This window comes from Pseudomonas delhiensis, from assembly GCF_900187975.1.
In the GTDB taxonomy this organism is placed as follows: domain Bacteria; phylum Pseudomonadota; class Gammaproteobacteria; order Pseudomonadales; family Pseudomonadaceae; genus Pseudomonas; species Pseudomonas delhiensis.
Map to the genome: position 1 here is coordinate 37,529 of NZ_FZPC01000007.1, position 13,848 is coordinate 51,376.

At 67.0% G+C, this 13,848-nt stretch carries 17 protein-coding genes; 14 read left to right on the plus strand and 3 right to left on the minus strand.

The annotated features are described in order from the left end of the window. Positions 1 to 204 precede the first annotated feature (204 nt). From CHC02_RS07950 to pilT, 3 genes are all read right to left on the minus strand, one after another. Positions 205 to 609 (minus strand): NINE protein, encoded by a 405-nt coding sequence (locus tag CHC02_RS07950; protein ID WP_089390948.1) that lies wholly within the window; start codon positions 607 to 609, stop codon positions 205 to 207. A gap of 140 nt (positions 610 to 749) precedes the next feature. After that, positions 750 to 1,895, minus strand: coding sequence for a type IV pilus ATPase PilU (gene pilU, locus CHC02_RS07955; RefSeq protein ID WP_074977840.1), 1,146 nt, complete (start codon positions 1,893 to 1,895; stop codon positions 750 to 752). 102 nt (positions 1,896 to 1,997) lie between these two features. Next, positions 1,998 to 3,032: a type IV pilus twitching motility protein PilT gene (pilT, locus tag CHC02_RS07960; protein ID WP_089390949.1), complete on the minus strand. Its 1,035-nt coding sequence runs from the start codon at positions 3,030 to 3,032 to the stop codon at positions 1,998 to 2,000. A 73-nt stretch (positions 3,033 to 3,105) separates the two neighbouring features. On the opposite strand from pilT, the gene CHC02_RS07965 reads away from it, so the two are divergent. From CHC02_RS07965 to CHC02_RS08030, 14 genes are all read left to right on the plus strand, one after another. Beyond that, positions 3,106 to 3,795, plus strand: coding sequence for a YggS family pyridoxal phosphate-dependent enzyme (locus tag CHC02_RS07965; RefSeq protein ID WP_089391090.1), 690 nt, complete (start codon positions 3,106 to 3,108; stop codon positions 3,793 to 3,795). 16 nt (positions 3,796 to 3,811) lie between these two features. Beyond that, complete coding sequence (proC, locus tag CHC02_RS07970) at positions 3,812 to 4,630, plus strand: pyrroline-5-carboxylate reductase (RefSeq protein WP_089390950.1); 819 nt, start codon at positions 3,812 to 3,814, stop codon at positions 4,628 to 4,630. 10 nt (positions 4,631 to 4,640) lie between these two features. Continuing rightward, entirely contained in the window at positions 4,641 to 5,234 is a 594-nt protein-coding gene (locus CHC02_RS07975) for a YggT family protein (RefSeq protein WP_089390951.1), read from the plus strand. After that, a complete protein-coding gene (locus CHC02_RS07980) occupies positions 5,234 to 5,530 on the plus strand; it encodes a DUF167 domain-containing protein (RefSeq protein WP_089390952.1) in 297 nt (98 codons plus the stop codon). The genes CHC02_RS07975 and CHC02_RS07980 overlap by 1 nt, the downstream gene beginning before the upstream one ends. A 111-nt stretch (positions 5,531 to 5,641) precedes the next feature. After that, positions 5,642 to 7,609 (plus strand): dynamin-like GTPase family protein, encoded by a 1,968-nt coding sequence (locus CHC02_RS07985; protein ID WP_089390953.1) that lies wholly within the window; start codon positions 5,642 to 5,644, stop codon positions 7,607 to 7,609. A 61-nt stretch (positions 7,610 to 7,670) separates the two neighbouring features. Then, positions 7,671 to 7,865, plus strand: coding sequence for a hypothetical protein (locus CHC02_RS07990; RefSeq protein ID WP_089390954.1), 195 nt, complete (start codon positions 7,671 to 7,673; stop codon positions 7,863 to 7,865). A gap of 3 nt (positions 7,866 to 7,868) precedes the next feature. Further along, positions 7,869 to 8,474, plus strand: a complete 606-nt coding sequence (locus CHC02_RS07995) for an ATPase (RefSeq protein WP_089390955.1) — start codon at positions 7,869 to 7,871, stop codon at positions 8,472 to 8,474. A gap of 66 nt (positions 8,475 to 8,540) precedes the next feature. After that, positions 8,541 to 9,680, plus strand: a complete 1,140-nt coding sequence (metX, locus tag CHC02_RS08000; RefSeq protein WP_089390956.1) for a homoserine O-succinyltransferase MetX — start codon at positions 8,541 to 8,543, stop codon at positions 9,678 to 9,680. Positions 9,681 to 9,689: 9 nt separating this feature from the next. Then, a complete protein-coding gene (gene metW, locus CHC02_RS08005) occupies positions 9,690 to 10,310 on the plus strand; it encodes a methionine biosynthesis protein MetW (RefSeq protein WP_089390957.1) in 621 nt (206 codons plus the stop codon). A 35-nt stretch (positions 10,311 to 10,345) separates the two neighbouring features. Beyond that, positions 10,346 to 10,768: a DUF4426 domain-containing protein gene (locus CHC02_RS08010; protein WP_089390958.1), complete on the plus strand. Its 423-nt coding sequence runs from the start codon at positions 10,346 to 10,348 to the stop codon at positions 10,766 to 10,768. Further along, entirely contained in the window at positions 10,765 to 11,358 is a 594-nt protein-coding gene (rdgB, locus tag CHC02_RS08015; RefSeq protein WP_089390959.1) for an RdgB/HAM1 family non-canonical purine NTP pyrophosphatase, read from the plus strand. Before CHC02_RS08010 ends, rdgB begins: the two co-directional genes overlap by 4 nt. A 41-nt stretch (positions 11,359 to 11,399) precedes the next feature. Beyond that, positions 11,400 to 12,566 (plus strand): radical SAM family heme chaperone HemW, encoded by a 1,167-nt coding sequence (gene hemW / locus CHC02_RS08020; protein WP_089390960.1) that lies wholly within the window; start codon positions 11,400 to 11,402, stop codon positions 12,564 to 12,566. Positions 12,567 to 12,580: 14 nt separating this feature from the next. Then, on the plus strand, positions 12,581 to 13,420 hold the full coding sequence (locus CHC02_RS08025; protein WP_089390961.1) for a glycosyltransferase: 840 nt from the start codon (positions 12,581 to 12,583) through the stop codon (positions 13,418 to 13,420). Between the two features lie 60 nt (positions 13,421 to 13,480). Continuing rightward, positions 13,481 to 13,804, plus strand: coding sequence for a DUF3392 domain-containing protein (locus CHC02_RS08030; protein WP_009615221.1), 324 nt, complete (start codon positions 13,481 to 13,483; stop codon positions 13,802 to 13,804). Positions 13,805 to 13,848 lie beyond the last annotated feature (44 nt).

A 13,848-nucleotide genomic window follows, 5' to 3' on the forward strand; every position in this document is an offset into this window, starting at 1 on the left:
CCGCCAGGCGGCCACGACGAAAAGACCGGCGCACAGGCGTGGGCCCGGCCCGCAATCGCGCGCAGGGCGCGCTCCTACAGGGGAGCGGCGTGGCTGGGCGGTGTAGGAGCGGATCTCATCCGCGAACCGCGCCGATACGTCCGGCTATCGCGGACAAGGTCCTACGGTGCTGGCGAGCATGGCTTCTTGCAGGAGCGGGCAAGGTCAGATCCGCTGCGGGCCGTTGCGCTCGGAGACCTGGGCGTTGAGCGTCCAGAAGTCGTAGAGCACGCCGATGAAGAACAGGCCGCCGGTGCACAGGTAGAGGATGCCGGTCAGCCACTTGCCCATGTACATGCGGTGCACGCCGAACACGCCGAGGAAGGTCAGCAGTATCCAGGCGACGTTGTAGTCCAGGGCGCCGCTGCGGTAGCGCAGGTCGGCCTCGTCGTCCATCGAGGGGATCAGGAACAGGTCGATGATCCAGCCGATGAAGAACAGCCCCAGGGTGAAGAACCAGATGGTCCCGCTCACCGGCTTGCCGTAGTAGAAGCGGTGGGAACCGGTGAAGCCGAAGATCCACAGCAGGTAGCCGATGAGCTTGCTGTGGGTGTCGGGGGTGTTGGGCATGGAGCGCTCCTTGGCGGGGATTCCTGGATTCGACCGGCGCAATCGCGGCGGGTTTGCCATCACTGTAAGAAAAGTCGCGGGGAATACAAACCCATGGATGGCAAAAGCCCGCCTTCAGGCGGGCTTTTCGGGGCGCCGGCTCAGCGGAAGCGGCGGTTGGGGTCGTCGTCGCTCAGCTCCAGGGTCAGGCCCTGGGTCATGCTGGACAGGTGGTCGGCGTCGGTTTCCGAGCCGAGCTTGATCATCAGGCGCAGGTCGTTGGCCGAGTCGGCGTAGGCCAGGGCGTCCTCGTAGGTGATCTCGCCCTGGGAGTAGAGCTGGTACAGGGCCTGGTCGAAGGTCTGCATGCCCTGCTCGGTGGAACGCTTCATCAGCGGCTTGAGCTCGTGCACCTCGCCCTTGCGGATCAGGTCGGCGGCCAGCGGGGTGTTCAGCAGCACCTCGATCACCGCGCGGCGGCCCTTGCCGTCCGGCGTCGGCACCAGTTGCTGGGCGACGATGGCCTTGAGGTTCAGCGACAGGTCCATCCAGATCTGCTGGTGCCGGTCGGCCGGGAAGAAGTGGATGATCCGCTCCAGCGCCTGGTTGGCGTTGTTGGCGTGCAGGGTGGCCAGGCACAGGTGGCCGGTCTCGGCGAAGGCCACGGCGTGCTCCATGGTCTCGCGCGAGCGCACCTCGCCGATCATGATCACGTCCGGCGCCTGGCGCAGGGTGTTCTTCAGCGCCACCTCGAAGGTGTCGGTGTCCAGCCCCACCTCGCGCTGGGTGACGATGCAGCCCTGGTGCTGGTGGATGTACTCGATCGGGTCCTCGATGGAGATGATGTGCCCGGTGGAGTTCTTGTTGCGGTAGCCGATCATCGCCGCCAGCGAGGTGGACTTGCCGGTGCCGGTGGCGCCGACGAAGATCACCAGGCCGCGCTTGGTCATGGCCAGCTTCTTGAGGATCTCCGGCAGCTTGAGGTCCTCGATGGTCGGGATGTTGGTCTCGATGCGGCGCAGCACCATGCCCACCAGGTTGCGCTGGTAGAAGGCGCTGACGCGGAAACGGCCGATGCCGCGGGCGCTGATGGCGAAGTTGCACTCGTGGTGCTCGGCGAAGTCGCGGCGCTGCTGCTCGTTCATCACCGCCAGCACCGTCTCGCGGGTCTGCTCGGGGGACAGCGGGGTCTTGGTCACCGGCAGCACCTTGCCGTTGACCTTCATCGACGGGGGCACGCCGGCGGTGACGAAGAGGTCGGAGGCGCCCTTCTCCACCATCAGCCGCAGCAGTTTCTCGAATTCCATGATCGATCCAACCTGATTCGTTCACGCACTGTGCGATTAGACTGTCGCCCAGGCCGCCCGTGCGTGTGCCGCGCCGCCTGGCCGGGCGCAAGGCCCGGGAGGTCAGAAGTTTTCCGGGATCTTGGCCTTTTCCCTGGCGGCGTCGCGGGTCACCAGGCCCTTGGCCACCAGGGACTTCAGGCACATGTCGAGGGTCTGCATGCCCAGCGCGCCGCCGGTCTGGATGGCCGAGTACATCTGCGCCACCTTGTCCTCGCGGATCAGGTTGCGGATCGCCGGGGTGCCGATCATGATCTCGTGGGCCGCCACCCGGCCGCCGCCGATCTTCTTCAGCAGGGTCTGGGAGATCACCGCCTGCAGCGACTCGGAGAGCATGGAACGGACCATGGCCTTCTCCTCGGCGGGGAACACGTCGACGATACGGTCGATGGTCTTGGCCGCGGAGGTGGTGTGCAGGGTGCCGAACACCAGGTGGCCGGTTTCCGCGGCGGTCAGCGCCAGGCGGATGGTCTCCAGGTCGCGCATCTCGCCGACCAGGATGATGTCCGGGTCCTCACGCAGGGCCGAGCGCAGCGCCTCGTTGAAGCCGAGGGTGTCGCGGTGCACCTCGCGCTGGTTGACCAGGCACTTCTTCGATTCGTGGACGAACTCGATCGGGTCCTCGACGGTGAGGATGTGGCTGTACTTGGTGTTGTTCAGGTAGTCGAGCATCGCCGCCAGCGAGGTGGACTTGCCCGAGCCGGTCGGCCCGGTCACCAGCACCAGCCCGCGCGGCACGTCGGAAACCCGCTTGAACACTTCGCCCATGCCCAGGTCCTCCATGGTCAGCACCTTGGAGGGAATGGTCCGGAACACCGCGCCGGCGCCGCGGTTCTGGTTGAAGGCGTTGACGCGGAAACGCGCCACGCCCGGCACTTCGAAGGAGAAGTCGGTTTCCAGGAATTCCTCGAAATCCTTGCGCTGCTTGTCGTTCATGATGTCGTAGATCAGCGCGTGCACCTGCTTGTGCTCCAGCGGCGGCAGGTTGATGCGGCGCACGTCGCCGTCGACGCGGATCATCGGCGGCAGGCCGGCCGAGAGGTGCAGGTCCGAAGCGCCCTGCTTGGCGCTGAAGGCGAGCAACTCGGTAATATCCATGGGACTCCCCAATCCAATGCAAGCAGGTAGAATGCCGCTGAACTTGCAGCAGCCGGGCCTCAGAGCGCAGGTAATGTCCACGATAGCAGAGAATATTGCAAAGGTTCGCGAGCGTATCCGTGAGGCGGAGCAAGCTTGCGGGCGGCCTTCCGGCGGCGTTGCGCTGCTGGCGGTGAGCAAGACCAAACCCGCCGCCGCCATCCGCGAGGCCCATGCCGCCGGCCTGGTCGATTTCGGCGAGAACTACCTGCAGGAAGCCCTGGGCAAGCAGGCGGAACTGGCCGACCTGGCGCTCACCTGGCACTTCATCGGCCCCATCCAGTCGAACAAGACGCGGCCCATCGCCGAGCACTTCCACTGGGTGCACTCGGTGGACCGCCTGAAGGTCGCCGAGCGCCTGTCCGCGCAGCGCCCGGCGCAGCTGCCGGCGCTCAACGTCTGCCTGCAGGTGAACGTCAGCGGCGAGGCCAGCAAGTCCGGCTGCGCCCCGGAGGAGCTGCCGGCCCTGGCCGCCGCCGTGGCCGCCCTGCCGAACCTGAAGCTGCGCGGGCTGATGGCCATCCCCGAACCCACCGAGGACGTCGCCGCCCAGCGCGCCGCCTTCGCCCGCCTGCGCGAACTCCTGACTGCCCTGAACCTCGGCCTGGACACCCTGTCCATGGGCATGAGCCACGACCTCGAAGCCGCCATCGCCGAAGGCGCCACCTGCGTGCGCATCGGCACCGCGCTGTTCGGCGCGCGCGACTACGGTCCCCATTCTTGATCAAGGAACGCAACCCATGAGCACCACCCGCATCGCTTTCATCGGCGCCGGCAACATGGCCGCCAGCCTGATCGGCGGCCTGCGCGCCCAGGGCATGCCCGCCAGCCACATCCGCGCCAGCGACCCGGGCGCCGAGCAGCGCGCGAAGATCGCCGCCGAGCATGGCATCGAAGTGTTCGAGGACAACGCCAGCGCCATTGCCGGCGCCGACGTGGTGGTCCTGGCGGTCAAGCCGCAGGTCATGAAGCAGGTCTGCGAGCCGCTGGCCGCGCTGCTCGAACCCGGCCAACTGGTCGTCTCCATCGCCGCCGGCATCCCTTGCGCCAGCCTGTCGCGCTGGCTGGGCAGCGAGCTGCTGGTACGCTGCATGCCCAATACCCCGGCGCTGCTGGGCGAAGGCGCCAGCGGCCTGTACGCCACCGCCCAGGTCAGCGCGGCCCAGCGCCAGCAGGCCGAACAGCTGCTGGGCGCGGTGGGCGTCGCCCTGTGGCTGGACGACGAGAAGCAGATCGACGCCGTCACCGCCGTCTCCGGCAGCGGCCCGGCCTACTTCTTCCTGCTGATGGAAGCCATGATCGCCGCCGGCCAGAAGCTCGGCCTGAGCCCCGAGGTGGCCACCCGCCTGACCCTGCAGACCGCCCTGGGCGCCGCGCGCATGGCCACCGGCAGCGACGTCGGCCCGGCCGAGCTGCGCCGCCGCGTGACCTCGCCCAAGGGCACCACCGAAGCCGCCATCACCGCCTTCCAGGGCAATGGATTCGAAGCACTGGTCGAGCGCGCCCTGGCCGCCGCCGACCACCGTTCCGCCGAGCTGGCCGAACAACTGGGGCAATGAGGAGCCTTAAATGACCGGACTTTCCACCGCTGCCATCTACGTCATCCAGACACTGGGCAGCCTCTACCTGCTGATCGTCCTGCTGCGCTTCATCCTGCAACTGGTGCGCGCAGACTTCTACAACCCGCTCAGCCAGTTCATCGTGCGCGCCACCAAGCCGCTGCTGAACCCGCTGCGCCGGGTGGTCCCGGGCTTCGGCGGCGTCGACCTGGCGTCCCTGGTGCTGGCCATCCTGGTCCAGCTGGTGCTGATGATCGTCACCCTGACGCTGATGGGCTACGGCGTCGGCGGCTACGTCCTGCAGCTGCTGGTGTGGTCGGTGATCGCGGTGACCTCGCTGTTCCTCAAGGTGTTCTTCTTCGCCCTGATCATCAGCGTGATCCTCTCCTGGGTCGCCCCGGGCAGCTACAACCCCGGCGCCCAGCTGGTGAACCAGATCTGCGAGCCGCTGCTGGCGCCCTTCCGCAAGCTGCTGCCGAACCTGGGCGGGCTGGACATCTCGCCGATCTTCGCGTTCATCGCGCTGAAGCTGCTCGACATGCTGGTGATCGGCAACCTCGCCGCCATGACCGGGATGCCGCAGATACTGAGCCCGTTCATGTAATGAGCTTCTACCGCTGGGACGGCGAGGACCTGATCCTCGATTGCCACCTGCAGCCCAAGGCGAGCCGCGACGAGTTCGCCGGGCTGCACGGCGAGCGCCTGAAGATCCGCCTCACCGCCCCGCCGGTGGAGGGCAAGGCCAACGCCCACCTGCTGGCCTTCCTCGGCAAGGCCTTCGGCGTGCCGAAAAGCGCGGTAATACTCGAGAGCGGCGAGCTGAACCGCCAGAAGCGCGTGCGTATCCCCCGGCCGACGCGGCTGCCGGCGGAGCTGGGGATAACCGCTGGGTCGGCTTGACCGACCTTACATGTAGGAATGTGATGAAGGCCAATTGACGCCACCTCGCCGCGCTTCATAATCCAGGCATTCTTCTCCCGCGCAGGACGCGCAAGCCACAGGACCGCCTGGATGAGCATGGAGCGACTCAGTCAGCAGATCGACGCCTACGTCACCTGGAAGCGGGAACTGGTCCGGGACATCATCCGCTACCGCAGCTGGCTGGAGCAGAGCCGGCTGAACAGCGCGGACATAGACGCGCGCCTGGAGCGCGCCCTGCGCCTGCTGCGCCTGGACCACATCACCCTGGCCTTCGTCGGCGAGTTCTCCCGCGGCAAGACCGAGCTGATCAACAGCCTGTTCTTCTCCGAGTACGGCCAGCGCATGCTGCCGTCCCAGGCCGGGCGCACCACCATGTGCCCCACCGAGATCTTCTTCGACCCGCGCTCCGAACGCCCCTACATCCGCCTGCTGCCCATCGAGACGCGGGTGGCCGACGCCAGCATCGCCCGCTTCAAGCAGGTGCCGCGGCACTGGGTGAACATCCCCCTGGACACCTCCGACCCGGCCAACATGGCCCAGGCCTTTGCGCAGATCGCCCGGACCAAGAGCCTGCCGGTGGAGCAGGCGATCCAGCTCGGCTTCCTCCCGGACATGCTCGAAGCCGCCGAACGCCCCGGCCACGTGCGCGTGCCGGCCTGGCGCCACGCCCTGGTCAACTTCGACCACCCGCTGCTGCGCCAGGGCCTGCGCATCCTCGACACCCCCGGGCTGAACGCCCTGGGCAGCGAGCCGGAACTGACCCTGTCGATGCTGCCCAGCGCCCAGGCGGTGGTCTTCCTGCTGGCCGCCGACACCGGCGTCACCGCCTCGGACCTGGCGGTCTGGCAGGAGCACGTGCGGCACCTGGTGGAAGACGGCCAGTGCACCCTGTACGCGGTGCTGAACAAGATCGACGTGCTCTGGGACGACCTGGCCGGCGAGGCCTTCGTGCAGAACGCCATCCAGCGCGTGCGCGACGCCACCGCGCGGCAGTTGGGCATCGCCCGCGACGCGGTGCTGCCGCTGTCGGCCAAGCAGGCGCTGCTGGCCAAGGTGCGCAAGGACGGCGAACTGCTCGCCCGCAGCCAGCTGGAAAGCCTGGAGAACCTGCTCTGCGAACGCATAGTGGCGGACAAGGAGCGCCTGCTGGAAGGCGCCGTGCTCGGCCAGGTGCTGGCCCTGCTGAACAACAGCCAGCACAGCCTGCGCGCCCGCCTGGAGCGCCTGCGCGAGCAGCAGGCGCTGCTCGAGGGCCAGCAGCAGGACAGCGGCCAGCTGCTGTTCGAGCTGACCGCGCGGACCAAGGAGGACCACGGCCGGCATCACCGCCGCCTGCTCAACCTGAAGACCAACCAGCGCCTGCTGCGCCGCCAGGGCGAACTGCTCGGCCAGACCGTGCGCGCCGAACGCCTGGAGCGGCACCTGGCCAAGGTCCACGAGAAACTGCGCGGCAGCTGGACCACCCTGGGCATCAACCAGGCCATCCTGAACTTCTTCCAGGCCGTGGAGGGCGACCTGCACAGCCTGCAGCACGAGGCCGAGCTGGGCAACCGCATGGTCGAGGCCATCTACCAGCGGCACAACCAGGAAAACCCGCTGAACGCCCTGGACGCCCCGCGCTTCGACGTCGCCGGCTACCAGCGCGAACTGGCCCGGCTGCGCGACCAGGCCGACCGCTTCCGCCTGCAGCTCAAGACCCTGCTCACCGAACAGCGCCTGCTGACACGGCGCTTCATCGCCACCCTGGCCCAGGAGGTGATCCTGCTGCACCAGCGCGTGCGCGAGGAAGTCGAGCGCTGGGCCACCGACGCCCTGATGCCGCTGATGCAGTACACCCTGGAGAACAAGCAGTTGCTGGAAACCCACATGCTGCGCCTGAAGGCCCTGGCCCAGGAAACCCAGCAGGTGCGCCAGCGCGCGCTGCTCATGGCGCGCTACCAGGAAGAGCTGGAGAAACAGTTGGCCGAAGCCTCGGACATCCTCCGCCTGCTGCGCCGCCCCTCGCCGCTGCAACGCCAGGCCCGCGTGGTCGCCCTGCCCGGCTCGCAGCGCGCCTGAACTTGGTTTTTTCAGGCAGACTCCCTATTCTCGAAAGTCCTATCGATGGGGAGCACTGCCCATGTCGAACTACAATCTGATCTCCAACCCCAACGAACCCAGCGAAGAGCAGTTGTCCGATCTGCTGAGCGAGGTGCGCCAGGCCGCCCGGCAGCGTATCTCCCGCGTCGACCAGCAACTCAGGGCATCATTGAATGCCGCTTTCGAAGAAAGCCGCAAACGCCGAGACCAGCGCCCCCAGCCCAACAAAGCCTGAGCCATGGACAAGCCCAGGCTGATCGTTTTTGCCGGCCCCAATGGCTCTGGCAAAACCTCCATCACCGAGCAGCTTCGCGAGCATCAGTGGCTGGAAGGCTGTGTCTTCATCAATCCGGATGAAATCGCCGAGCGGGAGTTCGGTGGCTGGAACTCCGAGGAGGCGGCCATCGAGGCGGCCAACAAGGCCCAGCGACTGCGAGAAAAAGCCCTGGTCGAGGGGACCAGCCTGGCTTTCGAGACTGTACTTTCAACCGATGACAAACTGGACTTCATCGCTCGGGCCAAGGATGCCGGCTATTTCGTCAGGGTGTTTTTCGTCAGCACTACCCACCCGGCCATCAACGCCTCGCGCATCACTTTCCGCTATATGGATGGCGGCCACGAGGTGCGCATCAGCAAGATCGTCTCGCGCTACTTCAAGTCCATCGTCAACTGTGATGCGCTGGCCAACTGGGTCGACCGACTCTACGTGTTCGACAACTCAGTGGACCAACAGAAACCTCGCCTGCTGTTCAGAACCCGCGACGGGCGACTTTCCAAATGCTACTGCGATGAATCAGATACTCCGGAATGGGCGTTGAAAATCCGCCAGAACCTGCCTGGCTGAGCGACCTTGCCCTCTATGGCGGTGCTCTTTAGACTGGCGCCCTCCTTTTATTCATGAGCTGGGTCGATGCCAACAGTCTTCCCCGAAGATTCCGTCGGTCTGGTCTCTCCCCAGACGCTGCACTTCAGCGAACCCCTGGCCCTGGCCAGCGGCAGGACGCTGCCCGAATACCAGCTGGTGATCGAGACCTACGGCGAGCTGAACGCCACGGCGAGCAACGCCGTGCTGATCTGCCACGCGCTTTCCGGCCATCACCACGCCGCCGGCTACCACAGCCCCGACGAGCGCAAGCCGGGCTGGTGGGACAGCTGCATCGGCCCGGGCAAGGCCATCGACACCCGCAAGTTCTTCGTGGTCGCGCTGAACAACCTCGGCGGCTGCAACGGCTCTACCGGCCCCACCAGCCTCGACCCGGCCACCGGCCGCGTCTACGGCTCCGACTTCCCGGTGGTCACCGTGGAAGACTGGGTCAACAGCCAGGCGCGCCTGGCCGACCGCCTGGGCATCGCGCAATGGGCCGCGATCGTCGGCGGCAGCCTCGGCGGCATGCAGGCGCTGCAGTGGACCATCAGCTACCCCGAGCGGGTGCGCCACTGCCTGTGCATCGCCAGCGCGCCCAAGCTCTCGGCGCAGAACATCGCCTTCAACGAAGTGGCGCGCCAGGCCATCCTCTCCGACCCGGAGTTCCTCGGCGGGCACTTCCAGGAACAGGGCGTGATACCGCGCCACGGCCTGCGCCTGGCGCGCATGGTCGGGCACATCACCTACCTGTCCGATGACGCCATGGGCGAGAAGTTCGGCCGCGACCGCAAGGCCGAGAAGCTCAACTACGACCTCTACAACGTCGAGTTCCAGGTCGAGAGCTACCTGCGCTACCAGGGCGAGGAGTTCTCCACCCGCTTCGACGCCAACACCTACCTGCTGATGACCAAGGCGCTGGACTACTTCGACCCGGCCTCCGCCCACGACGGCGACCTGGTGCGCACCCTGTCCGGGGTGAAGGCGGACTTCTGCGTGATGTCCTTCACCACCGACTGGCGCTTCTCGCCGGCGCGCTCGCGGGAGATCGTCGACGCCCTGATCGCGGCGAAGAAGAACGTCTGCTACCTGGAGATCGACGCGCCCCAGGGCCACGACGCCTTCCTCATGCCGATCCCCCGCTACCTGCAGGCCTTCAGCGCCTACATGAACCGCATCAGCGTATAAGGAAGCCCCATGCGCGCCGACCTGGAAATCATCCAAGACTGGATCCCCGCCGGCAGCCGGGTGCTCGACCTGGGCTGCGGCGACGGCGAACTGCTCGCCTGGCTGGCCGAACACAAGCAGGTGACTGGCTACGGCCTGGAGATCGACAGCGAAAACATCGCCAGATGCGTCGAACGCGGCGTGAACGTCATCGAGCAGGACCTGGACAAGGGCCTCGGCAGCTTCGCCAGCAACAGCTTCGACGTGGTAGTCATGACCCAGGCCCTGCAGGCCGTGCACTACCCGGACAGGATCCTCGAGGAAATGCTCCGCGTCGGCCGCACCTGCATCATCACCTTCCCCAACTTCGGCCACTGGCGCTGCCGCTGGTACCTGGCGCGCAACGGCCGCATGCCGGTGTCGGAATTCCTCCCCTACACCTGGTACAACACGCCGAACATCCACTTCTGCACCTTCAAGGACTTCGAGGCGCTGTGCCGCGAGAAGCGCCTGCGGGTGCTCGACCGCCTGGCGGTGGACCGTGACCACCGTCATCGCTGGTCCTGCCGAGTTTGGCCTAATCTGTTGGGTGAAATCGGCATCTACCGGGTCAGCGGTCCAAGCCTGCCGGACCACCGCATCGCCGTCTGAACCGCCCGGGGCCCCGAAACCCAGGAGAAGAAACCATGCGCCGCCTAGCCTCCCTGCTGTTCTGCCTGTTCCTGGCCCTGCCGGCCTTCGCCGAGCAGGCCACCACGCTGGGGGACCTCAAGGTCCACTACAGCGTCTACAACTCCAGCTTCCTCCAGCCCAAGGTCGCCGCGGCCGTCGGCGTGGTGCGCAGCAAGGCCCAGGGCGTGGTCAACATCGTGCCGCTGGACGCCAGCGGCAAGCCGGCCCAGGTCACCGTCTCCGGCACCGCCAAGAACCTCATGGGCCAGTCGACCCCGCTGACCTTCAAGCGGGTGGTCGAGGAAGGCGCGGTCTACCACATCGCCCAGTTCCCCATCGAAGGCCGTGACACCCTGACCTTCGACATCCAGGTACAAAAGGGCTCCGAAGCCCCGCAAAGCTTCGAGTTCATGCAGGAAATCTACCCAGACGAATGATCAAGCTCGACCAACTGGTGCTGGCCAGTCACAACGCCGGCAAACTCAAGGAGCTCCAGGCCATGCTGGGCGCCCACGTGAAGGTGCGCTCCATCGGCGAGTTCAGCGACGTGGAGCCGGAGGAAACCGGCCTGTCCTTCGTCGAGAACGCCATCCTCAAGGCGCGCAACGCCGCGCGCATCTCCGGGCTGCCGGCGCTGGCCGACGACTCGGGCCTGGCGGTGGACCATCTCGGCGGCGCGCCGGGCATCTACTCCGCGCGCTACGCCGACGGCAAGGGTGACGCGGCGAACAACGCCAAGCTGCTGGACGCCCTGCGCGAGGTGCCGGACGAAGAGCGCGGCGCGCAGTTCGTCAGCGTCCTGGCCCTGGTGCGGCACGCCGACGACCCGCTGCCGATCCTTTGCGAAGGCATCTGGGAAGGCAGCATCCTGCGCGAGGCCCGCGGCGAGCACGGCTTCGGCTACGACCCGCTGTTCTGGGTACCCGAAAGCGGCTGCTCCAGCGCCGAACTGCCCCCCGAGCAGAAGAACCGCCTGAGCCACCGCGCCCGCGCCATGGCCCTGCTGAAGCAGCGGCTGGGGTTATGAAGGCAGCGGCGAGCCACAAGCCGCAAGCGACAAGTGAAAGCATGGACAGCTTGCAGCTTGAAGCTCGCCGCTTTCAGCTGCCGCCCCTGGCGGCTTATGTCCATATCCCCTGGTGCGTGCGCAAATGCCCGTACTGCGACTTCAACTCCCACGCCGCCGGCCCGGAGCTACCCGAGGACGCCTACGTCCAGGCGCTGCTGGCCGACCTGGCGGCTGACCGGCGGCACGTCCACGGGCGCAAGCTGACCTCGATCTTCTTCGGCGGCGGCACCCCCAGCCTGTTCTCCGCCCAGGCCCTGGACCGCATCCTCGAAGGCCTGGAGCGCGAAGTCGGTTTCGAGCCAGGCATCGAGATCACCCTGGAAGCCAACCCCGGCACCTTCGAGCAGGCCAAGTTCGCCGGCTACCGGGCCCTGGGCATCAACCGCCTGTCCATCGGCGTGCAGAGCTTCCAGGCCGACAAGCTCAAGGCCCTGGGCCGCATCCACGACGGCGGCGAGGCCGTGCGCGCGGCGGACATGGCGCGCCGCGCCGGCTTCGACAACTTCAACCTGGACCTGATGCACGGCCTGCCGCAGCAGAGCGTGGCCGACGCCCTGGCCGACCTGGAGCAGGCCATCGCCCTGGCCCCGACGCACCTGTCCTGGTACCAGCTGACCATGGAGCCGAACACGGTGTTCTGGAGCCAGCCGCCGGAACTGCCGGAAGACGACGCCCTGTGGGAAATCCAGGAAGCCGGCCAGGCCCGCCTGGCGCAGGCGGGCTACCGGCAGTACGAGACCTCGGCCTACGCCCGCGACGGCCTGCGCGCCCGGCACAACCTCAACTACTGGACCTTCGGCGACTTCCTCGGCCTGGGCGCCGGCGCCCACGCCAAGCTGAGCAGCCCGCAGGGCCGCATCCTGCGCACCTGGAAGACGCGCCTGCCGAAGGACTACCTGAACCCGGCCAAGGCCTTCCAGGCCGGCGAGCGCGAACTGGTGGCGGCCGACCTGCCCTTCGAGTTCATGATGAACGCCCTGCGCCTGGTGGACGGCGTCCCGGTGGAGCTGTTCGAGCAACGCACCGGCCTGCCCCTGCAAGCCATCGCCGAAGCCTGCCGCGAAGCCCGCGCCCAGGGCCTGCTGGCCGAGGACGACGAGCGCCTGCGGCCGACCGAGCGCGGCCAACTGTTCCTCAACGACCTGCTGCAGCAGTTCCTGCCCTGAGGCCAGCGCGCGGCATGCGAGCGACCATCGTCCTGGTGATCTACAAGGAAAAGCTCAGCGATTCGCAGAGCTTCCGCAGCCTTCTGCAGAACCAGGCCCTGCTGGCCGCCCATGACTTCAGCCTGGTCATCCACGACAACAGCCCCACGCCCCAGGCGCTGCCGCCCGGCGAATACCCCATCGCCGTGAACTACAGGCACGATCCCAGCAACCCGGGCCTCGCCGCCGCCTACAACCTGGCGCTGCGCGATGCCTGCGAGCAAGGCCACGACTGGCTGCTGCTGCTCGACCAGGACACCCGGCTGCCGGAGGCGTACTTCCGGGAGCTGACGGAGCGGGCCGACGGCCTGGCCGCCGATTGCGTCTGCCTGGTGCCGCAAGTCAGCGATGGCCAGCGCCAGGTCTCGCCCATGGACAACAGCCGCGTGCGCGCCAGCGCGGAAGGCATCGAGGCCGGCTATCGCAGGCACCAGGTGACCGCGATCAACTCCGGCGCCTGCTGGCGCACGGCCTGGCTGGCCCGGATCGGCGGCTTCAACCCCGACTTCCCGCTGGACTACCTGGACCACTGGGCCTTCCACCACGCACTGTCCGACGGCCAGCAGGTCTACGTCATGGCCGCCCGGGTCCGGCAGAACCTCTCGATCAGCAACCGCAACCAGGTTTCCCGGGCCCGCTACGAAAGCATCTACGAGTCGGAGTACCGCTACTACAGCCAGTACCGCACCGAGCTCTTCGCCAGTTACCGGCGCCACCTGCCACTTCGCCTGATCAAGCAGCTTCTGATGTTCCGCGAGAAGAAACTGGCCTGGAAGACATTGCAGCTGCTGCTGCGAAAAACGCCTGGCGGCTGAACCACCCACCCGTCGCTCGGGTAAACTCCCCCGTCGACCGCCCCCGACCAAGGAGCCTGCATGGACTTCGCCCTCGACCTGATCGCCAGCGCCTCCCGCTGGAGCCGCAGCCATCTGTCCGATATCGCCCTGGCGATCATGGCCACCCTGCTGGTGCTGTTCGGCCCGGCGATCAACGCCTGGGTGCAGCAGCGCATCGGCAGCCTGAACTTCGTCTTCCGCACCCTGCTGTTCGTGCTCATCTGCGCCGTGGGCTACGGCCTGGCCATGGTCTTCGTCACCCCCTGGGTGGCGCACGGCCTGAACTACTTCAACAACTACACCCTGGCGCCGGTGCTGCTGTTGCTGTTCTTCATCATCGGCATGATCGCCGACCGCAGCTGACGGGCCTGCTAGTGTTTCCCCAGTAGCCAACGCGCAGCTGGGGA